This is a genomic window from Chryseobacterium viscerum (genome assembly GCF_025949665.1).
Classification (GTDB): Bacteria; Bacteroidota; Bacteroidia; order Flavobacteriales; family Weeksellaceae; genus Chryseobacterium; species Chryseobacterium viscerum_A.
Window position 1 is genome coordinate 116,238 of sequence record NZ_JAPDFT010000005.1, and the last position, 25,501, is coordinate 141,738.

Genomic DNA, 25,501 nt, shown 5'->3' on the forward strand with positions numbered 1-25,501 from the left:
ATTTATTTCTTAAAAGGTTTTTTAGTTTGTTTTAAAACTTTCTTTTCATCACCATCTAATTTTCTTTGTAACTTTTTTACATCCTCTGCCGGAGGTAAATCTTCAGGGATTATTCCTCTGTTTGTCAGCATATTTCTAACAGCAACATTATTATCTATATGTTCTTCTTCAATATTCAGCTGTCCTTTTAAATTTTTATTTTGAACATTCAAACCTGTCATTTCTGCTGCAAGATCTTTAGCTTTAATACTAATTGTAGGTAAAAAGTCTGCTACTGGTCTGCTTTCAGGAACTCCCATTTTTTTCTTTAACATTTGTGTATTTAAACGAAAAAGCGCTTGATCTCCTTTACTTCTTATAACAGCAAATCCCTGGCTATCAACACCTCTTTCATATAAAATTCCTGAAAGTTGTTTTTCAGTCTGACTTAATTTTTCGCGAGCTTTGATTCTTTCATATTCTAATAACCTCTGTTCCACCAATTCCGCTCTTCTAGTTTGTACCGCAAAATAATTCTGAGCAAATGAGATTTCCTGTTTTCTACTATCTCCATTTTGTGCGATTAAGTAACAACCATATCTTGTTAGTAAAATATCATCTATTTCTTTCTCCGCTCCTTTAGGCATTTGTATCGTTTTCCTGACATCAGGAAAATGATACTCAATTAACTCTCCAACGTTTTTACAAGCATCTTTGGCTTTAATAATTACTTTTTCAAAGTTTTCCCATTTACTATATCCCAATAATATTTGTAAATCTCTTGCACTCCAGCATTCTATCCCCTCCAGTTCAGAGGCTGCTTCTTCAAATTTATAGAATAAATCTTTTATTTCTTCTGATTTCATTAATAATGTGTTTTTATAAATGTACAAAAAAACCGCTTCATCAGAAGCGGTTTTTATTTTATAATGAATTAATCATTCAGTTTTAATACAGCCATGAACGCTGATTGTGGTACTTCTACTCTACCAATCTGCTTCATTTTCTTCTTTCCTTCTTTCTGCTTTTCCAATAGCTTACGTTTTCTGGAAATATCTCCACCGTAACATTTTGCTGTAACGTCTTTTCTTAAGGCTTTAATGGTTTCTCTTGCGATTACTTTCGTCCCCAATGCAGCCTGAACAGCAATATCAAACTGTTGTCTCGGAATCAGCTCACGAAGCTTTTCACACATTCTTTTACCGATATAATAAGCATTAGAATCATGGATCAATGAAGATAGTGCATCTACCATATCACCATTGATCAGGATATCCATTTTTACAAGCTTGGAAGCTCTGAATCCGATTGGGTGATAATCGAAGGAAGCATATCCTTTAGAGATTGATTTTAATCTGTCATAGAAGTCAAATACAACTTCAGCAAGCGGCATATTGAAAATCAGTTCCACTCTTTCTGATGTTAAATAACTCTGGTTAACGATCTCCCCCCTCTTTTCGATACATAATGTCATTACTGCTCCTACGAAATCGGATTTTGTAATGATTGAAGCCTTGATGAAAGGTTCTTCTACTCTATCCATTGTTGAAGGATCCATCATTTCAGACGGATTGTTGATCAGAATCGGAACTTCAGGTTCTTTTTTAGTATATCCAAAATATGAAACGTTCGGTACTGTTGTGATTACGTTCATATTAAACTCTCTGTCAAGACGTTCCTGAACGATTTCCATGTGAAGCATTCCTAAGAATCCGCAACGGAAACCAAAACCAAGAGCAGCAGAACTTTCTGGTTCAAAAACCAAAGAAGCATCATTAAGTCTTAATTTTTCAAGGGAGAACCTAAGTTCTTCAAAATCCTCAGAATCAATTGGATAAATCCCGGCAAACACCATTGGCTTTACTTCCTCGAATCCATCGATAGGGCCTTCAGCTGGTTTTTCAAAAGAAGTGATGGTATCTCCTACTTTTACCTCACGGGCATCTTTAATTCCGGAAACCAGGTACCCTACATCTCCACACTGAATGGTTTTCTTCGGAACCTGTTTCAATTTCAATGTTCCTACTTCATCAGCTCCATATTCTTTTCCGGTTGCGAAGAACTTAATTTTTTCGTTCTTAGTAATGCTTCCGTTCACCACTTTGAAATAGGCTTCAATGCCTCTGAACGGGTTGTATACAGAGTCAAAAATCAGGGCCTGAAGCGGTCCGTCAGGATTTCCTACCGGTGCAGGAATTCTTTCTACGATCTGCTCCAAAAGATGATGAACACCTTCTCCTGTTTTTCCTGAAACTCTCAATACATCTTCATATTCACATCCGATAAGATTCATAATCTCATCTGTTACTTCTTCAGGATTTGCAGACGGAAGGTCAATTTTATTTAGAATCGGAATGATTGTCAAATCATTTTCCAACGCCAGATACAGGTTGCTGATGGTTTGTGCCTGAATACTCTGTGCAGCATCTACGATAAGAAGTGCTCCTTCACAGGCAGCAATAGAACGGGATACTTCATAAGAAAAGTCAACGTGTCCCGGTGTATCAATAAGGTTTAAAATATATTTTTCTCCTTTATACTCATAATCCATTTGGATGGCGTGTGACTTGATTGTAATCCCACGTTCTTTCTCCAAATCCATATCATCAAGCGTCTGAGACTGTAATTCTCTTTGGGTCACGGTATTCGTATACTCCAATAGACGGTCTGCCAGGGTACTTTTACCGTGGTCGATATGAGCGATTATGCAAAAATTTCGTATGTTTTTCATTTAAGAATCTTGTAATTTGCAAAGATAAGAAAATGCAAGAGAATTTTTCATTCTTAATTCTTTCTTTTAACTGAAACACAGATAACAATAAGAAGAGAAGTTAAATTTTTCTCTTTTTTTCAATATTATTTCGTTTTCCCAAAGTCATCCGGTAACAAATAATTTCCTGTAAAAGGATCAAGATAAACTTTAGGGCCCAAAGTATTCTTCTTTTTATTTGACCCGCTGATATCAATAACTGCTCCAATAACACCACCAACCAGACCACCTGCAGCAACACCAATTGTAACACTACTTGCAGTTGTTTCAGGAAATAATTCTGCTTTTGTTACTTCAATAAAAATGCCGTTCTCATCTTTAAAAATCTCAGTATAACCAACAGGAATATTTTTATATGCTATCCCTTTATGCACAAAAGCATAAAAATGTCTTATTCCCGTTTTCTCATCTCCTTTTACTGCCTTTGTAACAACTCCTTTATCATTAGCTTGTAAAGCAAATCCGGGTTCAGGATTATGAGTAAAAAAACTATAATAATCTTTGTACACGCCATCTTTCAGTTCGTTTGCTTTTAGGATATTAAGTTTTTCTTTTAATACAGAGGCATAGTTAGGAAGATCATTTTCTGAAATACTAAATTCCCAAGGTTCTCCTTTATAAGATTCTTTAAACAGGTCAGTAAGAATTAAAGTCGTTTTTCTTGCCAGACTTTGTGCCAGATATGGTGTTGTACGGGATGAAACAATTGCTACCGTATCTTTTCTGTCAATAAAATGATATCCGTCTTCTTTTTTAAGGAATGTACTCGCTCTTAATTCAAGCTTTCCTATAGAGTACTTTTCTTTTTTGTCTTCTGAAATATTCAAACTTTCCAGCAAAAGAACCATGTCATTACTTCCTCTTACCGGATTGTATTTATAAAACCAGTCTTCTATGTCTTTAGCGGCATTATTTTCGAAAACAACTTTCACCTCGTCCTTATGATACATAACTGTACCAACTTCCTGACTGGCTCTCTGATCTATCACCATAAGGCTTTTAACAGAGTTTTTGTTGTCTTTAATAGATTTTGAAAGATCAATCGTTTCTGTTTTCTGTCCAAATAATATTATCGAAAATAATAAAAAGAAAAGTGTTTTTTTCATAAGTGATACTTTCCGGTAAAAGTAATTTTTTTTGTTGTAAAAATTAAACGGCTCTCACAGAAAGATCTGTAAGAGCCGTCCAACATTAAAAAAATAAACTATTATGGGTTTTGTTTAGGTCCCGAAGCATTATTGTTTCCGTGAGGTTTTCTTTCATCCATTTTATCTTTCATCATTTTCTCAGATTGAAACAGCTTCAGAACTTTTTGGCAGGGAATTACCTGCTGCATTTTTTCTGCATATTTTTTTCTGTTATCCAATAACTTTTGTCCTACTTCAAAGCTTTGCTGCAATTTTGCTTTTGCTTCTTCATCCGTTAAAGTTTCAGGATCAAAGCTTGAATTAAACTGACTTTTTATTTGTTTCTGGCTGTCCAGATATTCGTTATACAGTTGTGTAAATTCTGCTTTATCACCTGGATCAACATTCAGATTATCCATGATCATATTGTTCCTGAATTTCTTAAGGAGCTCTTTTCTCTCTTCCGGAGAAAGATTATTGATGACTTCCTTTCTTTGCTTAGGGTCCATCTTCTTCCAGTCGTAATCAGTTCTTTGGGCATTTAATCCAAAGCCATAAATAATCAAAAACGTCAATAATATCTTTTTCATTTTCTTTTAATTATAAATATCCAAATAAACGTCCTGAGTCGAATTACTTGCTAACTCTGCAATTTCAGAATTAGAAAACGAGTCCAGATATTCATTCATTTGTGTTTCTTCTTTTTTCTTTACGGTTTTCACCTGTTTTGGTGCCTCAATTGTTTTTTCAGTTTCGTTTACACTTTTATAAGCATAACTATCATTATTCTTTTGATTTTCAACTGTTTGATCATTATTTTCAACAGAAGTTAAATCAGATTTTAAAGTTTCATAAGCGAGCTCACCTTCAGTTTTGGGTTCTTTGGTATTGGCTGCATATGCTGTTTCAGAATTCAATTCTTTTTGAACAGAATCATTATCCGAATTGAAAACATAAGTTGCTCCAAAAATCAAAGCCAGTGATGCCGCTGCGGCATACATCCAGTTCAGCTTAAAGACAGGTGCTTTTTTACTTGTCTTTATATCATTCATAACGTTCTCCTGAATATTTTCAAACATATCATCAGGAACTGTGTAAATGTTCTTACGCTCTAATTTTTCTATGTCGAACTCTTTCATCTTTGTTGGGGTCAAAAATTATCTTTCGTAATTTTCTTTAATATAATCTTCTATCTTCTGTTTGGCATAATGATAATTTGTTTTCAAAGTTCCTACTGACATATCTACAATTTTTGATATTTCTTCGTAGGGCAAATCATCATAATACCGCATCATAAATACCAGTTTCTGCTTCTCGGGCAGGCTTTGTATAGCGCTCTGCAGCAAAATCTGTATTTCTTCGGCATCTCCTTCTGTATTGTCAGCCACAAGATTCTGCATGTGATACTCAGGATCTTCATCAGTTTTCTGCATCTTCTTCATTTTGTTCACCTGCTGTAATGCTTCGTTGGTTGCAATTCTGTACAACCAGGTATACAGCTGGCTATCATTTTTGAACTGATGAAAATTTTGATAAGCTTTAATAAAAGTTTCCTGCAAAGTATCCTGTGCAAGATCTCCGTCCACAATAATTCTTCTTATGTGCCAGTACAATCTGCTTTGATAGGCATCCATCAAGGCCCGGACACCTTTATCCTGGGTCCGTGGATTCTGCATCAACGAAATAATTTCCGCGTCCTTAATCTTCATAAGATGCCTTCATTGTTTTGGATTACAAAAATAGCTGAAAGTTAAATTAAAAACTCAATTTTCAATTTAAATATTAAAAATAATATGAGACACTTACGCAATAAACGTGCCTATATTGAAGTACTGAATTTCTGAAATCATCTTCCTTTCCCGGCTCGGCTTAAAATCTTATATTTGTTATATGCAAATTGTAATCATTGGTTCCGGAAATGTTGCCTATCATATGGCAAAAGCTTTGAAAAGCATTCCCCTGGCCCAGATTTTTGGCAGGAACGAAAAAGAATTAAGTAAGATTTCAGAAGAATTAAACATTCCTTATTCCACAGATCATCTGGAGGAAGCGGATCTTTATATCATCTGTGTAAGTGATAATTCTGTAGAGGAAGTTTCAAAGATTATTACCAAAAAAGACTGTCTGGTTTCCCATACATCAGGATCACTTCCAAAAGAAGTCTTGGCTGGTGAGTACAGGAAAGCCAGCTTCTATCCTTTACAGACCTTTTCAAAATCAAAAGAGCTGGAATATGAAAAAATTCCATTTTTCGTAGAAGCAGAAAATGAAGGAGATCAGAAAATATTGCTTGACCTCGCTTCACAGATTTCAGAAAAAGTAATGGAAAGCAGCCACGAAAAAAGAAAATATATTCATTTAACAGCTGTTTTTGCCTGTAATTTTGTGAATCATCTTTTTTCAAGGGCTAAAGAAATTTCGGATTCTCAGGAGATTCCGTTTGATTATTTTTTACCGCTGATTGATGAAACGGTTCAGAAAATTTATGAAATTGAACCTAAACAGGCACAGACCGGACCTGCAGTGAGAAATGACGTAAGAATTTTACAGCTGCATGAAGAGTTATTAAAAGACGAAAGTCTTGAAATTTATAAAACAATGAATCATTCTATTCAGAAAATGTATGGGTTATAAAGAGAAATTAAAAGATATTAAGGCATTTGTATTTGATGTTGACGGAGTTTTCACAGACGGAAGTGTTTATCTACTTCCCGGAGGAAATATGTGCAGGGTAATGAATGTTCTGGACGGATATGCAGTAGTAAAGGCATTAAAAAATAACTATTTGATTGGAGTGATTACCGGTGGAAATGATGAAATGGTAAAACACAGAATCAATTATCTGGGTATCCAGGATTACTACCCTAAATCCCACAACAAAATAGAGGATTTTGAAGATTTTAAGAAGAAACATAACCTTAAAAATGAAGAAATCCTGACGATGGGTGATGATCTTCCGGATATTCATATTATGGAAAGTTCAGCTATTGCGGCATGCCCTGAAAATGCAGTTCCTGAGGTAAAAGGAATCTCCGATTATATTTCTCCGAAAAAAGGAGGAGCCGGAGCAGTACGCGATGTGATTGAACAGGTAATGAAGGTGCAGGGAAACTGGCATGATGATAATACTCAATCTGTATAATTACCGGTATGAAATTACTTTTAGCATCTCAATCGCCAAGAAGAAAAGAACTTCTTTCAAGCCTTGGTTTTGAATTTGAAGTCGTAAAAATTGACTGTGAGGAAATTCTTCCTGCACATATAAAAATTGAAGAAGCCGCAGCTTACCTGTCTGATTTAAAAGCTGATGCTTTCAGACCTCTGGAGGTAGATGAAGTCCTACTGACTGCTGATACTGTAGTAGCTATTGACAATCAGATTCTTGGAAAGCCCAAAGATGAAGCTGACGCCTTTATGATGCTTCAAAGCCTTTCAGGAAGAACCCATCAGGTTTACACAGGAATTACTATCAAAACGGCAGATAAATCTATTACCGAAACCGATGTTGCCGATGTTACTCTTGATAAGCTCTCTGATAAAGAAATAAACTATTATATTCAAAACTATAAGCCTTTCGATAAAGCGGGCAGCTATGGTATTCAGGAATGGCTTGGAATGGCAAAGATCACAAGCCTTACAGGAAGTTTTTATACCATTATGGGACTTCCTACCCACCTTGTTTACAAAATATTGAAAGAAACCTCTATGATTTAAGAAATTATTGAAGTTTCGAATATCAGTTAAAGAAGAAATAAAATATTTCCACAAGAAATATAAATATTATTCATTATAAAATTTTATTATTTTTACAAAATCATCAAACTGCTGATAATAAAAAGCAGATTAGCAAGTTATAATTGAATAATGAAAAAGAATATATTATTCCTTTTAGTGATATGCCTTGTTGCTTCCTGTGCTACCAAGACAAAAAAGCCGGAGCAGCGATCAAAGCTATTGAAAGGATTTTCCACATATTATAATACTCTTTTTAATGCGAAAGATGCATTAAACAGTGAGTTTACAACCAGAGATAAAGGACATAAAGATAATTTTTATGCCCCTTATATTCCTATTCTTACCTATGAAGAACAGCCTTTAGGAAGTGATCTTGGACAATCGGAGGCTTTTGCCGAAAACTCCATGAAAATGGCTGAAGTAGCCAACAAACCTTCAGGAAGAGGAAATTCCGGAATACCGAATATCCCTGGTGGGCCACAAGGAAATGCCCCTGCAAGACCTGACGGAGAACAAGGTAAAGGAGCTACCACTCTTGAAATTGCAGAAGCAAAAGCTTTAAAAGCAATTAATAAATATTCTGTCACCAGAAACGGTGAAGAGAAAAATAAACAGATTTTTGATGCCTATATGATTCTTGCCCAGGCGAGAATTTATAGAGGTAAATCCCTGGAAGCGCTGGATGCTCTTAATTATGTGTTCACCCACATGAAAGACGATAAAAGAATTGCACTGGCAAGAATTTATCAGGGTCTTGCCTATGATCAAATCAAAGATTATCACAGAGCTCATGAAACTTTTGCTAAACTGAAAGGAGAAGACATTAATAAAAGCTATGCAAAACTGCTGAGCATCTATTATTCTGAATCTCTGTTGGATGCAGGTAAAAAGGAAGAGGCCGCCAAAGAACTTGATGAAGCTTTTGAACTGAACAGCAACAGAAAACTAAAGAGTAGAATTGCTTATCTGAGAGGTCAGGTTTTAGAAAATCTGAACCAGAATGACAAAGCAAGAGAAAGCTATACCGCAGCATATAAATATGCCAATGATTTTGAGTTTGAAGTAAAATCTCAGATTGCCATTGCTAAAACTTTTAATGGTAAAGGTGACTATGCCGGAGCCAAAAATTATCTGGAAGGAATCAGTAAGAAAGGTACTTACGGTTCCAGAAAAAATGAATTTTATTATGCTTTAGGTTTAATGGCCAACAAAGCGGGAAAAAAAGATGAAGCCCAACAATTCTTCAGAAAATCTCTTTTTGAAAAGGTTTCTGACCCTCAGATCCGTGGATTGGCTTATTACGAAATAGGTAAAAGCTATCTTGACAAGAATGATTACATTGGAGCCGGAAGCTATTATGACTCTGCGCTTGCAGTAATGACATATGAGCCCTCAAAAATCCTTTTAAAAGACCAGTCTGCCTACATCAAAAAGATTTCAAAGAATTATTATCTGATCAAAAAGAATGACAGTATTCTTTCACTGGCCAAGATGGATGAGGGCCAGAAAACAGACTATTTCACCAAATATATAGCCAAATTAAAGATTAAAGAGGAAAAAGAGGAACAGGAAAGAAGACGCGCAGAAAGGAGCAAAGGATTTGATACCGGAGACTATAGCGCTAATTCTATTTTTGCAAATAGCTCCAATGCTTTTGAGGATTTCGGAGTGACTACCAAAGGATTTTACTTCGGAAACACCGGAACTGTAAGTAAAGGAACATCTACCTTTAAACAAGTCTGGGGAGATCGTGCTCTTGCTGATAACTGGCGTTTTTCCAAGAAAATGGCTTCCATTGAAGATATGAAAAATGAAGCCCTGGGAGTAACTTCAGCACCTAATCCTAGACGTTTTGAGCCCTCTTACTATATTGAGCAGATCCCTACAGATCAAGGCAAATTGTCTCAGTTGAAAAAGGACAGAGATACCGCTTCATTAGGTCTGGGAATTATGTATCAGAACTATTTTACCAACACTCCCCTAGCTACAAAAACGCTGTATGATCTTGTAGATGTAAAACCGGAAGAAAAGGTAATGCTGCAGGCATTGTATGAGATTTTTGCCATGAATTATGAGAAAAATCCACAGGCTTCTGAAAGAGCAAAACAGATTCTCTTAGCAGATTATCCCTACACTTCTTATGCTGAATTTGCCAGAAATCCTAAAAACAAATCTTTCGTAAAATCAACAGAAGAAGTTGAAAATGAATATAAAAAGGCATATGCCTTATTTGAATCAGAAAAATTTGCGGAAAGTAAGGAGGTAATCGATCAGACACTTCAAAAATTCCCTAAAGATGCACTGGTTCCTAAATTATACCTGCTCAACGCATTCAATGCGGGGAAATCCAGTGGAAAGGAAGTCATGATTCTGCAGCTTGAACAGATTGCACTGAATTATTCTAAAACTCCTGAAGGGATAAGAGCCAAAGAAATGCTGGTTTATCTGAAAAGTGATCTCAGCTTCCAGGCAACGGATAATAAAGGAAATGCTGTTCCACAACAACCCGGAGGAACACCTGCACAGCCTAATGCCCAGAATACCGGCGTTCCGCAAATGAACAATGGAAAAGTACAAAAGCTGGAAAATATCAGTACACAAACCCTGAATATGGGTCCTGCTCCACAGCAGGGAAATCCTTCCCAACAGCAGCAAAAAAATAAGAAAACAACAGAAACTACCAAACCAGCATCAAAGGCACCGCCAAGACCTCAATAATAAAAAAAAGCGAAGATGTACTCTTCGCTTTTTTTATGTTGTTTTCTATTTTTTGATATAATACAATCTTACGGATTCTTTTTCTTTACTCCATGGAAATCTTTGAGGTAGAAAGGCTCAAAATAAGCCATGTCTTCAAATTCTTTATTTTCTATTTTTTCCAATGTCTTTCTGATAAGATATTGTGCCGAAGGATAAACATTCTCGTTAAAAATAGCATCAGGAAGATTCAGGATCTCTTTTGCCTTCTTAGCCCCATCTCCTACAAACAATACTTTTTTATCTCTGAATTCTTCAAAAGAAGTTTCGTCCAAAATCTTGGCTTCTGTCTCAGATAGTTCTTTTCCCGTACTACCGTCATAAACGGCCGTATAGACCTCCATTCTCCTCGCGTCAATCAAAGGTACTATCAAGTCGTAGTTATCGTCTAAAAAAGGCTCTATCATGCTTTCAAGAGAATTCACAGCAATCAGAGGAACTTTAAGGCCATAGCAGAACCCTTTCGCAGAAGCTGCACCAATCCTTAACCCTGTATAAGATCCGGGGCCTTTTCCCAAAGAAACAGCTTCGATATCTTTAAGAGCAATACCAGCTCCTTCCAACGCCCATTCTACATAGGTATGAAGGCTTTCAGACTGTTTATAATTTTCGGAAACCTCTTCACACACGCACAGTAGTTTTTCATTGTATGATACCGCTACCGAACAGTTTTTGGATGATGTTTCCAGATATAGAATTTTCATTTTCTTGTTTTAAGCTAAACAGCGATCTTGCTTTTCGCAACATTGCTTTAATATTCTGCAAATTTAGCCATTATTTTGACTATTTTCTATAAATCGTTCTCGGTTCTGCCTGAGCACTCGGATAGATGGTCATATCTGAAACGGTAACATGTTTCGGAGCATTCACACAATAAGCAATAGCGTCAGCAATATCTTCTGCTTTCAGGGCATCATACCCTGCATATACCGTTGAAGCTTTCTCGCTGTCACCCTTAAATCTCACCAAAGAGAAATCAGTTTCTACAGCTCCCGGCTGAATATTGGTTACTTTGATTCCAAATTCGGTAAGCTCCAGTCTCATTCCTTCTGAAATAACGTCTACTGCTTTTTTCGTTGCACAGTACACTACCCCATTTGCGTAAGTCTGTCTTGCTGCCACAGAACTGATGTTTACTATATGACCTAAATTTTTAGTTTTCATAATTGGGATGATCATTTTAGAAACGTAGAGCAGTCCCTTCACATTTCCGTCAATCATAGAATCCCAGTCATCGGTCTTACCAGCTGAAAGAGGATCTAATCCATGAGCGTTTCCGGCATTATTGATCAGAACATCAATCTCTTTCCAGTTTTCAGAAAGCGAATTAATAGCGGCTTCCACTTCTTCAAGATTCCTTACATCAAACAATAAACTAAATATTTCGGTATATTGAGAAAGCTCTGATTTTACAGTTTCCAATACTTCCCTTCTTCTTCCGCAGATAATGATTCTGTTTCCTTGTTTTGCAAGAAGCTCTGCAGTGGCTTTACCTATACCGGAAGTAGCTCCGGTGATTAATACTGTCTTCATAAAAATTGTTTATTAACGGTATGAATGGAATACTTTCCAGGAGTATGATATTGTTCCTTCATACATTGTTTTTGATTTATTAATTGGCATCCAATGCATGAAAAGCATCGGCTATGTGGTCAATCTTTAAGTTTTTGTTTTCATCAGGAAGAACGGAGATAATATCAAATCTGACTTCGCTATCTTTATTGAATTCTTCGAGATAATGATTGGCTGCAGAAACAATTGATTTTATTTTTGTTTTGGTTACAGCTTCCTGAGGGAGCATAAAGGCATCAGTAGATCTTGCCTTCACTTCCACTATGATAATCAAATTATCTTTTTCAGCAATAATATCTATTTCATTTTTCTGAAAACGAAAGTTTCTGACAAGGATTTTGTAGCCATTTTTTTTCAAATGTTCAACTGCTAAATCTTCTGCTAAGATACCGAAGTCATTGTGATCTGCCATAATATATTTTGTATTTTTGCCTTACTTTTTCAAACCTATGAAATTTAATTTACTTTTTTGTTTTACCTTATTAGCATGTTCAATCAGCTGCTCTTCATCTGATGATATCGATGAAGCTCAAACCAATAATAATCCGAAAAACATAATGTTTATTGGCGGAACCAATGAATATTATGCTATTAATTCTCAGAATGGACAATTAAAATGGGCGTTTTCAGTTCCTAATGGCCGTTTTGAATATAGTACTGCTTTTTATAATAATAACGTATTATATGTTGGTTGTACAGACAGTTACCTGTATGCATTGGATGCTGGTAATGGAAATTTATTATGGAAGTTTAAAGCGCATGAAGCAATAGAATCAAGTGTTTATGTTTCTAATAATACTGTTTTCTTTGGAAGTGATGACGATGATTTCTATGCACTAAATGCGGCAACCGGGGAATTAAAATGGAAATATTCTACCGGCTTTAATGTGAGTTCAAGTCCAGTAGTATCCGGGGAAATTGTATATTTCGCCAGTGATGATGGTTATATTTATGCCCTAAATCAGAGTAATGGAGTTCTCAAATGGAAATATTATGCAGGAGGCCTTTTTAATTCTTCTTCTTCTTCCATAGTACAGAATAACCTTTACATCGGAAATAGAAATGGTAATATTTATAATATTAACAAATCTACAGGTGAACTGAACTGGAAAAAACAACTTGGAGGCTCTATTGAGCGTTCTTCACCCACAATTTTAGATGGATACTTGTATACAACTGATGAAAATTCTTTATATAAAATAGATGCTTTAACAGGAAATATTGTTTGGCAATCTTATAATTCGGGTAACTATTCCAGCAGCCCATTTGTTAATGAAAATTACATTTCTGTAAATTCCAGTTCAGGAAATATTACTGTTATAGATAAACAGACAGGAAATACAAAGTGGCAGAAAACAATTTACTCCAATAGTGCAGAGGCTGTCTCTACAGACGGTACAGTTTTTATTGGCGGTGGTGGTTCAAACTATGTATATGCTTTTTCCGAAAACGATGGCACAGAAAAGTGGAGATTTCCAATCAAGTCAATCACCACTTCAGCTCCAGTAATTATTAATAAAGACGGGAAATTAGTTTATCCAAGTAAGTCCGGAGGTAGAGATTAAAACTCTACCTTTACTTTATTATCAACTTTTACCTTAATTTCACTTCCAATAATCAATGGACGGTTATCTTTAATATGCCCATTCGGGAAAGCAAATACTACAGGGAATTTATATTTTGAAATTCTGTCAGCGATCAGTTTATAGGCAAACTCATCAAAGCTTTCTTCATAGCTTTTATTTTCTTTTTCGTCACCCATATTGGTCATCCCACCAACGATAAGTCCTTTGATCTTACTGAAAACTCCTGCAAGCTCAAGAGTCATGATCATACGGTCCAGTGCATAGAAGTTTTCTCCGATATCTTCAATAAACAAAATTTTGTCTTTAAAGTCAAAAGAATATCTGGTTCCTAAAAGAGCGTATATAAGGGCTAAATTCCCTCCAATCAGTTCTCCTTCAATATTGCCTTCTTTATTAAATTGATGCGGTTCAAGGCTGTATTTTGGGGTTTTTCCCTTTAAAATATCGAAGATCAGATCATAGCTGTCATTAGTAACGCCGAAACTTGATGTTTTGATGGTCTGCCCATGAATGGATGCAAACCCTTTTTTCAACAGATAGCTTTGTATAACCGTGTTATCAGAATACCCGATATACCATTTCGGATTTTCTGTAAAACCTTTCATTTTCAGGTGCTGAATCAGGTGCTGGCATCCATAACCTCCTCTGGAAGCCCATATTGCCTTGATTTCTGTATCATTTAAAGCCCAGTTGATATCTTTTATTCTTTCCTGTTCTGTTCCGGCATAATTGTATCCGTTTGAAAATCTGGTGTAAAGGTGTTCTCCGAGAACGGGTTCAAAACCTCTGCTTTTAATCATTTCTATTCCCTTTTCCATTTGAGAGGCATCTACAGCTCCAGCAGGGGAAATAACAGCTATTTTGTCGCCTTTTTTAAGGGACTTTGGAAAGATTATTTTTTTCATTTTGTTTTTTGATATTTTACTTCTTTCTTTTCTGCTTCTTCCAGCTGTCTTTCAAACTGATTGAACTTTTTGAAACTCTGCAGGAAGATAAAGAAACTGAAAATAATAAGAATACAGCCAACAACTCTTCTGATTTGGTTGGCCAGTTTTTGTGTTAATTTATCGTGAAATTGCTTCGCAAGAAATATCTTGGCAAGATCTATTGAAAGGTAAGTGGCCAGTACGATCCCTATGTATAAAATAAAACTGCTGGTGTCCGGATATTGATTTCTTACGGAAATTACCGTTACCAGCCAGAAAAGGATGACTCCAACATTTAAAAGATTAAAGAAAAAACCATTGAAAAATGTCTTAATATAATTTTGGCCAATGATCTTTTCTTCGCCGGGCAAATGCATCTTGGTTTTGGTAACCAGCATCACGACTCCGTAAATAAAAATAAGAATGGAAGTGATCCTGTAGAAGCCAGGATGCTTATCAATTAAAGCTACGATATCTGTACTGGCATAATATGCCGCTACGATACATAATAAATCTGCTGTGATAACTCCAAGATCCAATGATAAGGCATGTTTTGGGCCTCTGGAAAAGCTGGTTTCAATTAACAGGAAGAATATAGGTCCTATAAAAACCAAGCTCAGCATGAATCCTAATATGATCGCCGATAGTACAAGTTCTAGCATTTAATGTGTTTTAAAATGAAAAAAATTCATTTCGTTTTATACAAAGTTATACTTTATGATTTAATTATTCAATAAAGTTGTGATATATCAAGTCGATTTTAAGGAGAGTTTAATGTAAAGTTTTTAAGAAAATAGGAGGGGAGCAAGAATGATAAGTGCTGAAACGTTACCAAATCCTAAACTTACTTTGGGTGGTTTTCAAAGTTCTTAAAAATAAAAAGGTCATTCCTCTTTGGAACAACCTCTTTTGTGTTATATTTTGCTGAAGATTTTCAAAAACTTTATCTTTCCAGGCAATTTTCATTAAAAGTAAATTCGAAGTCTTTTCTGACTTTAAGTCCAAAAATTCCTCTTTCAAAGGTATACGTAATCTGATTTTTAAACAACATTCTTTTATAATCAATGAGAAAACTTCTGGTCATATAAGAGTATTCATAGGCATTTCCACTCAAATAGACATATGTTGTCTTTCCTACCTCACGGCTGTGTACTCCTCCAACCCCGGAAACCATGCTTCTGAAACAGTATGTTTCTTTAGTAGGATTCATTCCTGTAAGATAATTTATCAAAAAGAATCCGTTTATTATCTGTGGAAATGTGACTCCAAAAAAATATTTTCTTCCCTGTTTTTCAATATTAATAATATTCCTTTTGATTAAAATATTACATATGATTACAAGAATGATCATAGCGAGTACAAACAGATAAAAATTGATAACAGTATTAAAAATTACTGTTACCAATAATATTACGTTTAAAATACTAAATACAATGTATTTATCTATCTTTGTCATTACTTTACAATCTGGAAATCAAGCTGCTTCTGGATCAGGTTGGCTTTTACCACTTTGATCTGAACTTCATCTCCCAACTGATATTTGTTTCCGTGTCTTATTCCATATACCGCATGGGTTTTTGCATCATACATGTATGAGTCATCTACAAGGTCTCTCAATTTGATTAATCCTTCAGCTCCGTTTTCAGGAATTTCAACCCAGAAACCGAATTCTGCTACTCCGGAAATCACTCCTTTGAAAGTTTCCCCCAAGTGTTTTTTCATGAATTTCACCTGCATAAATTTGATAGAGTCTCTTTCTGCATCTGCTGCCAGTCTTTCCATCGCACTGCAGTGTTTTGCTTTGTCTTCAAGTTCACCTCTGTTTGGAGATTTTCCTCCATCCAGATAATGCTGAAGAAGACGGTGTGCAAGCAAATCCGGGTAACGGCGGATAGGAGAGGTAAAGTGGCTGTAATATTCAAAACCAAGACCATAGTGGCCAATCGGTTCTGTAGAATATACTGCCTTGCTCATACTTCTCATCGCAAGAGTTTCAATCATATTCTCTTCGCCTTTTCCTTTTACATCGTGAAGAAGCTTATTCAAAGATTCTGCAACCTTTTTGGTATTCGCAAGATTCATTTTATACCCGAAAGTAGCCACAAAATCTCTTAAAGATTCCAGTTTTGCCGGATCCGGATCATCGTGAACCCTATAAATAAATGTATTGTTGGTGATTTCACCTTTTCTACTTAGAGATACATATTCAGATACTTTTTTATTGGCCAGTAGCATGAATTCTTCGATCAGGTGATTGGAATCCTTACTTATTTTAAAGTACACTCCAATCGGTTCATTATTTTCATCCAGATTGAATCTTACTTCACTTCTGTCAAAAGTAATAGCTCCTCTTCGTATACGTTCATGACGCATAATCTTTGCCAGCCTGTCAAGCGTATTGATCTCTTCCGCCAGATCTCCCTGGCCGCTTTCTATACGTTCCTGAGCTTCCTCATAAGTAAATCTTCTGTCTGAATGAATCACTGTTCTTCCAAACCACTGTTTCTGAATTTCAGCCTCTTCATTCAGTTCAAAAACTGCTGAAAAAGTATATTTATCTTCGTTGGGACGAAGGGAACAAACATCATTACTCAAAACTTCCGGCAGCATCGGAACAACTCTGTCAACAAGATATACCGAAGTAGCTCTCTTATACGCTTCATCATCAAGAATAGTTCCCGGAACCACATAATGAGATACATCAGCAATGTGAACTCCGATTTCCCAGTTTCCGTTTTCCAGTTTTCTTATGGATAGTGCATCATCAAAATCCTTAGCATCTTTAGGGTCAATCGTAAATGTACAGATATTACGCATATCCCAACGTTTTGCAGCTTCTTCGTCCGTAATACTTCTGTCTATTTTATCTGCATCTGCTTCCACTTCTGATGGAAACTCGTAAGGCAGACCATATTCTGCAAGGATAGAGTGGATTTCCGTTTCATGTTCTCCCGGAGCACCCAGCACCTGGATAATTTCTCCTTCAGGATTTTTATCTCCCGGTCTCCATTCTGTCATTTTTACGATTACTTTATCTCCATCTTCAGCATTGTTGAATTTTCCTTTTGGAATAAAGATATCTGTATTGATTGATTTTTTATCACAAACAACAAACCCAAATTCTTTATGAGCTACCTTCTGAAATGTTCCTACAAATTCAGTTCTGGTACGCTCCAAAACTTCCAGAACAGAGCCTTCAAGTTTCTTTCCTTTATAATGATAAGTTATAATAAGAACCTTATCTCCCTGCAGGGCATCCTTCACATTTTTGGCGTGAACGAACACATCATCTTCCAATCCTTCCACACTTACGTAAGCATTTCCGCTTTGGTTGAAGTCAATAGTTCCGGTAAGCGTTCCTGCAATTTTGAGGTTCACTATATATTTTCCTTTTTCTACTTCTTTGATTTTTTCAGAGCCCTGAAGTTTATGCAGAGCCTGAATGACAAGTTCTCTTTGTCTTGGATTTTTGTAATCTATCCCGTCAGCAATCTGCTTATAATTATAAATTTTGGATGAATTCGCATTCATAAAACGGAGGATCAGTCTTCCGATCTCCATCATTTTTAAATCATTTTTATGACTTATATATTTTCTTTTTTTTGGCATTTTAATTTTCTTTTAATTAATTTGGTCTTAGTTCAAATAAAACCTTTTTCTAAATCTTTCCCCATTCATTCCTTATATATAAGGTTATTCAATTTCATCATTAGATTCTTTCCGTACATCATCAGAAATTATCTTTCAGTTTACTTAGAACGGGAGCTTTAGTTTTGTATAAATTTAATACAATTCTGGAGAAGAAAAGAGAAAAACCTTCTATTAAATATGTTTCAAATATAAGAAAGGCTTTAGAGAATAATAGAGTGTAATTTCTATTGGACACTGCAAATGTACGAATAAAAAATAAATAAGGCTTGTAATATGATTTACAAGCCTTAGTATATTTAGCAAACTGCAATTTTATCAACTCTATTCTGGTGTCTTCCACCTTCAAAGTCTGTTGAAAGAAATCTGTCTACAATCTCAATCGCCAACTCCTTTGATATAAATCTTGCAGGCATTGAAATCATATTGGCATCATTATGCTGTCTTGCCAGTGTTGCAATCTCCGGCATCCAGCACAATGCACATCTTATTTTCTGGTGTTTGTTCGCAGTGATCTGAACTCCGTTTCCGCTTCCACAGATCAGAATTCCGAGCTCATTTTCCCCGTTTTCAACAGAAGTTGCAGCAGGGTGTACAAAGTCTGGATAATCCACACTGTTTGTGGAAAACGTTCCAAAATCCTGAACTTCAAAACGTTCTGAAAGGTAGTTCTTAACAATCTCCTTATATTCATAGCCTGCATGGTCCGCTGCGATAGCAATTTTTCTTTTCATAATACTCTTATTAAGCTTTATTAGATTCTATTTCCATACAAAGGTAAGAATAATAACAATTCGTGTTAGTAAACCCTGAGTTAATTGTTAAGAGGTATGTTAATAACTGTGGAAAACTTTTATCAACTTTCTATTTTTAAAGACCAATTTATTTCGTAATGGAAAATCTTTCCGTAAATTTTTACCACAACTTTCCAGATCTTTTCTCAAGCTATCCCCAGATTTTTCCATAATAAAATAACTAATAATTGGCTCTTATCAAAGTTACCAACATTTGTTAATAAGTATGTGAAATAGCGGGTTTACAATGATTTATATTGTGAGTTAAATATGAATTGAATAAAAGTTGAGTGTTACCAACTTTTAGCCTAAAACTTATCCCCGAAACTAACAACACTCAACAACAACTACATTATTCTTTTTTTTTAAAGAGAAAAAATTGTTGATTAATGGGTGATTGGGTTCGGGGAAAGTTTTTGAAAACTTTTATTTTAATCAATCTGTTGAAAAAGTTTAAAACCTTACATTTGTGAAACGAAAATTCAATGAGATTTATGAAATTGTCTTTGCAGGATTTACGGAAAAGCAAACCGGGATCTGGGCACAGGAGTTTCATTTGACTCAGAAAAAATAAATCTACTTATGAAAACAATCAATGATTTCAATTTTAAAGATAAGAAAGCTCTGGTAAGAGTGGACTTCAATGTTCCTCAGGACGATCAGCTGAAGGTGACAGACAATACGAGAATTGTTGCTGTGAAACCAACAGTGGAGAAGATCCTTAATGATGGTGGTTCGGTCATCTTAATAACACACCTTGGAAGACCTAAGGGTGAGGTTAAAGATGAATTTTCTCTTAAGCATATTCTTGCCGAAGTTTCTGCTGTTCTTGGACAGGAGGTTAAGTTTGTTGATGAATGCATTGGGGAAAAGGCAGAGAAAGCTGCTGCTGAACTGAAACCGGGGGAGATTTTATTACTGGAAAATGTACGTTTTCATAATGAAGAGGAAAAAGGAGATGCAGGTTTTGCTGAAAAGCTTTCTAAACTAGGAGATGCTTATGTAAATGATGCATTCGGGACTGCACATAGAGCTCATGCTTCTACAGCAGTGATTGCTCAATATTTCCCATCAACTAAATATTTCGGTTTGCTGATGGCTAATGAGCTTCAGGCGATCGATAAGGTATTAAAGAGTGGTGAGAGACCGGTTACGGCCATCCTTGGAGGATCTAAAGTTTCAACTAAAATTACCATTATAGAAAATATTCTTCCTGCAGTAGATAATCTTATTATAGGTGGAGGAATGGCATTTACATTTATTAAGGCTCTTGGAGGGAAAATTGGTAATTCTTTGGTAGAAGAAGACAAACTTCCTTTAGCTCTTGAGATTTTAGGGAAAGCTAAAGAACATAAAGTAAAAGTTTATCTTCCTTCTGATGCTATCATCGCTGAAAGTTTTAGTAATGATGTGGAAAGAAAAGAAGCTGACATCTACGCAATCCCTGAAGGATGGATGGGACTTGATGCTGGCCATAAATCCAGAGATCAGTTCAACGATGTGTTGTTAAATTCAAGAACTATTCTTTGGAATGGGCCGATAGGAGTTTTTGAAATGTCAAATTTTGCTGGTGGAACTGTTGCATTGGGCGAGAGCATTGCTGAGGCAACAAGATTAGGAGCTTTTTCTTTAGTTGGAGGAGGAGACAGTGTTGCATTTGTTAAGCAATTCGGATATGCTGATCAGGTAAGTTATGTTTCTACCGGTGGTGGAGCAATGCTTGAAAGTCTTGAAGGACTTGAATTACCAGGTGTAGCTGCAATCAATAATTAATACAAAAGAATAGATATTTTATAGTCTGCTAATATAATTAGCAGACTTTTTTTATTTATTAGATTGTGAGAAAACCCATTATTAATCGAAGTTTTGGATGTGTTTTAGATATAACCACAGGTTATATTGATTTAGGTTTAATTCTCTTTCAGTTACTTAGGTTTTTAGTAGATTCTATTTTCGGCTTTTCATTTTAAAATTGAGTAATTTTAGATATTCAGTTCTCTACTTCATACCTTAATTTGTGTGGTAAATGGCTATATTTTTTTACTGTTAAATTCTAAACTTGTTGAGAGAAGAAGTTAGATTTTTTTCATTAATTGCTATGTATGTTTTGATTGAATAGGTAGGTAAAATGATTTGATTTGAAGTAAAATTTCTGACAGATAAGAGAGTATTTCCCGTTAATTATTTCTTGAGCGTGACACTATAATTTTTTTGAATAATATCTTTAATGTTTAATTTGGGAATCTCCGAATTCTTTTGGAATTTGATTTTATATAGTACTTAATGTCTATTTTTTAACTTTTACGCTGACTTTATATAATTTTTAAGGCAAAGTATTATATCTTATTTATTTCACGTATTTGTGATGATGTTGTATATTATTGTATATCAGTAATTAAACTGTTTTATAGTATGGAATTATATAGTGATTATCATTTGACATTATAGATTTTGATTAAAAATTATTCATTTAATACTATAAAAGGAAGGTAACAATCAATTTTTTTCATAAACGAATTTCATTAAATTTTTAAAACAGACTTATTTAAGAATTTTTCTTTTCTATCAGTTTATATTTTATAAGAATCTTCAATTATTGCTTTTTAAGTACTGTATTTTTAATTTTTTAATTTCTTCTCATTGTAATTTTCGGAAGTTATCATTTCTTCGAAAATTATATTTTAAAATATGTTTTAATTTTTTGGATTAGGATTGGATGGAGTAGGGGTGTTTTAAATTCCAGGTATTAATTTTTATTTTTTGATTTAGAATGAAATTATTTTTTCTTCAAGAGATTTTTTTTTGAATCCCCTGAAAATTGACCTCTATATTTGCTTCTAAAATTGAAAAACTATCTTTTCCTGAGTATTTATACTTTTTTCTATTTTGACGATGAATTTGTACCCTTTGTGATGGAATTTATCATTTGGAACATTTTTTTTTGTTTCATATCAATTTATAGGCAGCTATTGAATACAGATTTAAATGTTCAAGGAAAACTCTAGGTAATGAATAAGAGAAATACCTATTTCCTTTTTTATATTGTTTTTAAAAATGGAGTAGGGGAGAGTTCTGAAAAATACAACAAGGATGTTAAATTTTTATAAGATTGAATAAATTTTGAAAATCTTCTTTATCAGATAAAAAGAAAACTCAGGAGTAAAATCCTAAGTTTTTGTTTTTAAAGCTTAAAATGCTGAAAATTGACCTTCAGAAATGGGTCAAAAATCAATTTTCTATCTTTTTTCGATAATGTATATCAAACTTGAAAATTCGTTTGAAAATAACGCTTTTATGTTCGAAATTGTTCCGTAGACCACTGCTTTTATCCAAAATAGGGGTGATTTTTTGTATTTTTCGCTCAACATGGAGATGTAATAAGAGTCTAATACTAAAGGTTTGATTTTTCTCATTTTCCAGTCTGATTTTTTTGAAATCAGGTTTTCCATTCCGTTTTTTGAAAAATGATAAATGTGTCTTGGTACATCATAAGCTGCCCAATATTCTTTATAATGTTTTGCATCATATGAAGTAGGGTTGGGAACAGCAATAATAAGAATTCCTTTTTCTTTTAATTTTTCGTTAAAAATGTTAAGCATTTCATCCTGATTCTCGATATGTTCAAACACATGCCATAATGTAATAGCATCTAAGCTGTTTTCTTCAATTGTATTGATATTATCCAATATAGTAGCCTTCGTTATTTTTCCTTGTGCTGCTTTTCTTGCATCTGCATCAGGCTCAAAACCGAAAGTCTCAAAATCATTTTCTATAAATTTAACAAACTCTCCGGCACCGCATCCATAATCAAGAACTCTTGATCCTTTTTTTATTCTGTCTACTAATACATTTTTTTTGTATTGAAGATTGAATGACTGAAGAAATTTATAAAGCTTTTCTTTCAGACTTCCGGAATCCTGATGATGAGAAATATAATTTTCACTTTCATAATATCTGGAAATATTGGATGGAATAGGGGTGGTCTTGAATACCCCTTTCGTTTCTGTCTCTTTAATTTCAAAAATTTCCTGTGAAAGAAAATGATCTTTTATTTTCATTGAAATCGTAATCTTTTATATTGTAAAAAAGATTAAGATATTCTGAGCTTGATATATGCTCATAAATACCTTAATCTTTGCTTTATTTTTTTAATGTTTCACGTGAAACATATTTTTTTAACGTCCTAAATAGACTAATAAAACGTTTATGTCAGCTGGAGAAACCCCGCTTATTCTTCCTGCTTGTGCTATAGTTTTCGGACGTACGTTAGACATCTTCTGTTTTGCTTCTGCTGAAAGGCTGCTTAGCTTTGTATAATCAAAATCCTCTGGAATTTTAATGTTTTCCAGGCGGTTCAATTTGGCTACATTTTCTTTTTCTTTCTCAATATATCCTTTATACTTAATATTGATCTCTGCCTGTTCTCTTACTTCATCGTTGTATTGGCTTGAAACTTCTTTAATGAAATCAATTTCATCCAGTTTTCCTAATGTCATATGGGGTCTGGTAAGAATTTGTGCTGCTCTGTATGCCTGATCTACCGGATTGCTGTCTATAGATTCAAGAACTGGATTAATAATACCAGGTTTTAAAGAGGTTTCACGAAGAAACTCTTCAAGTGATTGGCTTTCAGATACTTTTGTTTCCATTTTTCTTAATCTGTCTTCTTTTGCCAATCCTAATTGGTAAGCTTTTTCAGTTAATCTGATATCTGCATTATCTTGTCTTAAAAGAAGTCTGTATTCTGCACGTGAAGTAAACATTCTATAAGGTTCTTCAGTTCCTTTGGTGATAAGATCATCTATTAAGACTCCGATATAAGCTTCGTCTCTGTTTAGAATGAAATCTCCTTTTTCATGAACTTTATTATGAGCGTTAATACCAGCAATTAAACCTTGGCCTGCTGCTTCTTCATATCCTGTTGTCCCATTAATCTGTCCTGCAAAATATAAATTATCAATTAATTTTGTTTCCAGAGTATGTTTTAATTGGGTAGGAGGGAAGTAGTCATATTCAATTGCGTAACCAGGACGGAATACTTTTACGTTTTCAAATCCAGGAATCTGTTTCATTGCTTTTATCTGTACATCTTCCGGAAGAGAAGAGCTGAATCCGTTTACATAGATCTCTACAGTTTTCCATCCTTCAGGTTCTACGAAAAGCTGGTGTCTGTTTCTTTCAGCAAAACGGTTGATTTTATCTTCAATACTTGGGCAGTATCTCGGACCTAAGCTTTGAATTGTACCATTGAACATTGGGCTTCTGTCAAAACCTTCTCTCAAAATATCATGTACAGTTTCGTTTGTATATACAATATGACAGCTTAATTGTTTTGTTAATTTCGGAGTATCAAGATAGCTGAATTTTTGAGGATTTTCATCTCCTTTCTGTTCTTCCATCTTTGAATAATCCAAACTTCTTCCGTCTACTCTTGGTGGAGTTCCGGTTTTCATTCTTCCAGCTTCAAATCCTAAAGTGACCAATTGTTCTGTAATTCCAAATGCTCTTGGTTCACCCATTCTTCCTCCGCCTAATTGTTTATCTCCAACGTGAATTAATCCGTTAAGAAAAGTTCCGTTAGTAAGAACTACAGATTTTGCTTTGATCTCAATTCCTAAAGAAGTAACCACTCCTGTTACTTTATTATTTTCAACGATCAGTTGTTTCACCATATCCTGAAAGAAATCAAGATTGGGAGTATTCTCTAATGCTAAGCGCCATTCTTCGGCAAAAAGCATTCTATCATTTTGGGTTCTCGGAGACCACATCGCAGGACCTTTTGAAAGATTCAGCATTTTGAATTGGATAGCAGATTTGTCTGCTACAATTCCGGAATATCCTCCCATTGCATCAATCTCTCTTACGATCTGTCCTTTTGCGATTCCGCCCATTGCCGGGTTGCAACTCATCTGTCCGATGGTCTGCATATTCATTGTAACGAGTAGTGTTTTTGAACCGAGATTAGCTGCTGCTGCTGCGGCTTCACAACCTGCGTGTCCTGCACCTACTACTATTACATCATATATTTCTGAAATCATTTTTATCTCGCTTGTTTTAAGCTTTAAACCTTATCTTTATAACCAATGTTTCACGTGAAACATTTTTGGAGAATGCACTCTAAGTAAAGTTATATTATTACTAGAATTGAGTACTTTAGGTATGGGACTTTAAGTGATTGTTCAATTTCAAAACTTTAAATCCCTGTATTTTGTCAAGTACAAATCTTCCATTCTCCGCATCTCTTTTTCTTCCTCTTCCGTCTTGTCTTTATAGCCTGCAAGGTGTAAAATACCATGGGCTAAAACCCTTCTTAATTCTTCTTCATAATCTCGGGAAAGGGTAGAGGCGTTATCAGAAATGCGCTGCAAAGATACGAAAATCTCAGCGCTTATTGTCTTGCCTTTTACATAATCAAAAGTGATGATATCCGTATAATAATCATGCTGTAAATAATCCTGGTTGATCTTAAGAAGATATTCATCATCACAGAAAATGTAATTAATTTCTCCTAGCTTTTTTCCTTCTGAAAGAATAAGATCTTCCAGCCATTTTTTGTAATCTGTACTTACCGACTCTGGTAAGTTTTCGTAAAAGAACTGTATCATTT

Annotated in this window: 23 protein-coding genes; 6 read left to right on the forward strand and 17 right to left on the reverse strand. The window is 34.8% G+C overall.

Going from position 1 to position 25,501, the window contains the following annotated elements:
- Window positions 1-2 precede the first annotated feature (2 nt).
- The 6 genes from dinD to OL225_RS20415 all read right to left on the reverse strand — a co-directional run bounded on the left by dinD (window position 3) and on the right by OL225_RS20415 (window position 5,585).
- Window positions 3-845, reverse strand: coding sequence for a DNA damage-inducible protein D (dinD, locus tag OL225_RS20390; protein ID WP_264519408.1), 843 nt, complete (start codon window positions 843-845; stop codon window positions 3-5).
- Between the two features lie 68 nt (window positions 846-913).
- A complete protein-coding gene (gene lepA / locus OL225_RS20395) occupies window positions 914-2,710 on the reverse strand; it encodes a translation elongation factor 4 (RefSeq protein WP_264519409.1) in 1,797 nt (598 codons plus the stop codon).
- 125 nt (window positions 2,711-2,835) lie between these two features.
- Window positions 2,836-3,855, reverse strand: a complete 1,020-nt coding sequence (locus tag OL225_RS20400; protein ID WP_264519410.1) for a hypothetical protein — start codon at window positions 3,853-3,855, stop codon at window positions 2,836-2,838.
- Between the two features lie 101 nt (window positions 3,856-3,956).
- Window positions 3,957-4,466: a hypothetical protein gene (locus OL225_RS20405; protein ID WP_047377937.1), complete on the reverse strand. Its 510-nt coding sequence runs from the start codon at window positions 4,464-4,466 to the stop codon at window positions 3,957-3,959.
- A 6-nt stretch (window positions 4,467-4,472) separates the two neighbouring features.
- A complete protein-coding gene (locus tag OL225_RS20410) occupies window positions 4,473-5,015 on the reverse strand; it encodes a hypothetical protein (RefSeq protein WP_264519411.1) in 543 nt (180 codons plus the stop codon).
- A gap of 18 nt (window positions 5,016-5,033) precedes the next feature.
- Window positions 5,034-5,585, reverse strand: coding sequence for an RNA polymerase sigma factor (locus OL225_RS20415; RefSeq protein ID WP_047377935.1), 552 nt, complete (start codon window positions 5,583-5,585; stop codon window positions 5,034-5,036).
- A gap of 181 nt (window positions 5,586-5,766) precedes the next feature.
- Here OL225_RS20415 and OL225_RS20420 point away from each other — a divergent pair, with 181 nt between their 5' ends.
- The 4 genes from OL225_RS20420 (at window position 5,767) to OL225_RS20435 (ending at window position 10,329) form a co-directional block, all read left to right on the forward strand.
- Window positions 5,767-6,510, forward strand: a complete 744-nt coding sequence (locus OL225_RS20420; RefSeq protein ID WP_264519412.1) for a Rossmann-like and DUF2520 domain-containing protein — start codon at window positions 5,767-5,769, stop codon at window positions 6,508-6,510.
- A complete protein-coding gene (locus OL225_RS20425) occupies window positions 6,500-7,018 on the forward strand; it encodes a KdsC family phosphatase (protein WP_264519413.1) in 519 nt (172 codons plus the stop codon). Before OL225_RS20420 ends, OL225_RS20425 begins: the two co-directional genes overlap by 11 nt.
- A gap of 8 nt (window positions 7,019-7,026) precedes the next feature.
- Entirely contained in the window at window positions 7,027-7,590 is a 564-nt protein-coding gene (locus OL225_RS20430; protein WP_264519414.1) for a Maf family nucleotide pyrophosphatase, read from the forward strand.
- A gap of 150 nt (window positions 7,591-7,740) precedes the next feature.
- The gene (locus OL225_RS20435) at window positions 7,741-10,329 is read left to right on the forward strand and encodes a tetratricopeptide repeat protein (protein WP_264519415.1); all 2,589 of its coding nucleotides are present in this window, start codon (window positions 7,741-7,743) and stop codon (window positions 10,327-10,329) included.
- A 68-nt stretch (window positions 10,330-10,397) separates the two neighbouring features.
- Here OL225_RS20435 and tsaB read toward each other — a convergent pair whose 3' ends face one another.
- The 3 genes from tsaB to OL225_RS20450 all read right to left on the reverse strand — a co-directional run bounded on the left by tsaB (window position 10,398) and on the right by OL225_RS20450 (window position 12,352).
- Entirely contained in the window at window positions 10,398-11,072 is a 675-nt protein-coding gene (gene tsaB, locus OL225_RS20440; RefSeq protein WP_264519416.1) for a tRNA (adenosine(37)-N6)-threonylcarbamoyltransferase complex dimerization subunit type 1 TsaB, read from the reverse strand.
- Window positions 11,073-11,151: 79 nt separating this feature from the next.
- A complete protein-coding gene (locus tag OL225_RS20445) occupies window positions 11,152-11,901 on the reverse strand; it encodes an SDR family NAD(P)-dependent oxidoreductase (RefSeq protein ID WP_264519417.1) in 750 nt (249 codons plus the stop codon).
- A gap of 79 nt (window positions 11,902-11,980) precedes the next feature.
- Entirely contained in the window at window positions 11,981-12,352 is a 372-nt protein-coding gene (locus OL225_RS20450; RefSeq protein WP_047377928.1) for a YraN family protein, read from the reverse strand.
- A 37-nt stretch (window positions 12,353-12,389) separates the two neighbouring features.
- On the opposite strand from OL225_RS20450, the gene OL225_RS20455 reads away from it, so the two are divergent.
- Window positions 12,390-13,505 carry a PQQ-binding-like beta-propeller repeat protein gene (locus OL225_RS20455; RefSeq protein WP_052184765.1) on the forward strand — a complete coding sequence of 372 codons (1,116 nt, stop codon included), beginning with the start codon at window positions 12,390-12,392 and terminating at the stop codon, window positions 13,503-13,505.
- Here OL225_RS20455 and OL225_RS20460 read toward each other — a convergent pair.
- From OL225_RS20460 to rpiB, 5 genes are all read right to left on the reverse strand, one after another.
- A complete protein-coding gene (locus OL225_RS20460; RefSeq protein ID WP_047377927.1) occupies window positions 13,502-14,431 on the reverse strand; it encodes a S66 peptidase family protein in 930 nt (309 codons plus the stop codon). The two genes, OL225_RS20455 and OL225_RS20460, sit on opposite strands and share 4 nt — an antisense overlap.
- Window positions 14,428-15,114: a LysE family translocator gene (locus OL225_RS20465; RefSeq protein ID WP_047377926.1), complete on the reverse strand. Its 687-nt coding sequence runs from the start codon at window positions 15,112-15,114 to the stop codon at window positions 14,428-14,430. The genes OL225_RS20460 and OL225_RS20465 overlap by 4 nt, the downstream gene beginning before the upstream one ends.
- Before the next feature lie 281 nt (window positions 15,115-15,395).
- A complete protein-coding gene (locus OL225_RS20470) occupies window positions 15,396-15,908 on the reverse strand; it encodes a hypothetical protein (RefSeq protein WP_264519418.1) in 513 nt (170 codons plus the stop codon).
- Window positions 15,908-18,061, reverse strand: a complete 2,154-nt coding sequence (gene rnr / locus OL225_RS20475; RefSeq protein WP_264519419.1) for a ribonuclease R — start codon at window positions 18,059-18,061, stop codon at window positions 15,908-15,910. The genes OL225_RS20470 and rnr overlap by 1 nt, the downstream gene beginning before the upstream one ends.
- A gap of 338 nt (window positions 18,062-18,399) precedes the next feature.
- Window positions 18,400-18,834, reverse strand: a complete 435-nt coding sequence (rpiB, locus tag OL225_RS20480; RefSeq protein WP_047377923.1) for a ribose 5-phosphate isomerase B — start codon at window positions 18,832-18,834, stop codon at window positions 18,400-18,402.
- A 642-nt stretch (window positions 18,835-19,476) separates the two neighbouring features.
- Here rpiB and OL225_RS20485 point away from each other — a divergent pair.
- A complete protein-coding gene (locus OL225_RS20485) occupies window positions 19,477-20,667 on the forward strand; it encodes a phosphoglycerate kinase (RefSeq protein ID WP_047377922.1) in 1,191 nt (396 codons plus the stop codon).
- 1,463 nt (window positions 20,668-22,130) lie between these two features.
- Here OL225_RS20485 and OL225_RS20490 read toward each other — a convergent pair.
- The 3 genes from OL225_RS20490 to ybeY all read right to left on the reverse strand — a co-directional run bounded on the left by OL225_RS20490 (window position 22,131) and on the right by ybeY (window position 25,499).
- Window positions 22,131-22,952, reverse strand: coding sequence for a class I SAM-dependent methyltransferase (locus OL225_RS20490; RefSeq protein WP_264519420.1), 822 nt, complete (start codon window positions 22,950-22,952; stop codon window positions 22,131-22,133).
- Window positions 22,953-23,069: 117 nt separating this feature from the next.
- Window positions 23,070-24,932 carry a tRNA uridine-5-carboxymethylaminomethyl(34) synthesis enzyme MnmG gene (mnmG, locus tag OL225_RS20495; RefSeq protein WP_264519421.1) on the reverse strand — a complete coding sequence of 621 codons (1,863 nt, stop codon included), beginning with the start codon at window positions 24,930-24,932 and terminating at the stop codon, window positions 23,070-23,072.
- A gap of 147 nt (window positions 24,933-25,079) precedes the next feature.
- Complete coding sequence (gene ybeY / locus OL225_RS20500; protein ID WP_264519422.1) at window positions 25,080-25,499, reverse strand: rRNA maturation RNase YbeY; 420 nt, start codon at window positions 25,497-25,499, stop codon at window positions 25,080-25,082.
- Window positions 25,500-25,501: the final 2 nt, after the last annotated feature.